1 protein-coding gene is annotated in these 349 nt (G+C 64.5%); it reads right to left on the minus strand.

Annotation, left to right across the window (positions count from 1 at the left end; all coding sequences use genetic code 11):
- Nucleotides 1–349 (minus strand): FAD-binding protein (locus PSUB009319_RS22755; RefSeq protein WP_124384427.1); only part of this gene is annotated, 349 nt, incomplete at both ends.

A 349-nucleotide genomic window follows, 5' to 3' on the forward strand; every position in this document is an offset into this window, starting at 1 on the left:
CTCGCCGGTTTCCATTTCCAGCGCCGTCACACCCAGCACGTCGCCGTCCTGGTCGCGGATCAGATCCAGCGCCATCCATTCGACGAAGAAGTGGGTCTTGGCACGCACGTTGCGCTGGTACAGCGTGTGCAGCAGCGCGTGGCCGGTACGGTCAGCGGCGGCGCAGGCACGCTGCACCGGCTTTTCACCGTAGTTCGACGTGTGGCCGCCGAACGGACGCTGGTAGATGGTGCCGTCAGCATTGCGGTCGAACGGCATGCCGAAGTGTTCCAGCTCGTAGACCACATTCGGTGCCTGGCGGCACATGAACTCGATCGCGTCCTGGTCGCCGAGCCAGTCGGAACCCTTG

This window comes from Ralstonia sp. SET104 (genome assembly GCF_003851545.1).
Lineage (GTDB): Bacteria > Pseudomonadota > Gammaproteobacteria > Burkholderiales > Burkholderiaceae > Ralstonia.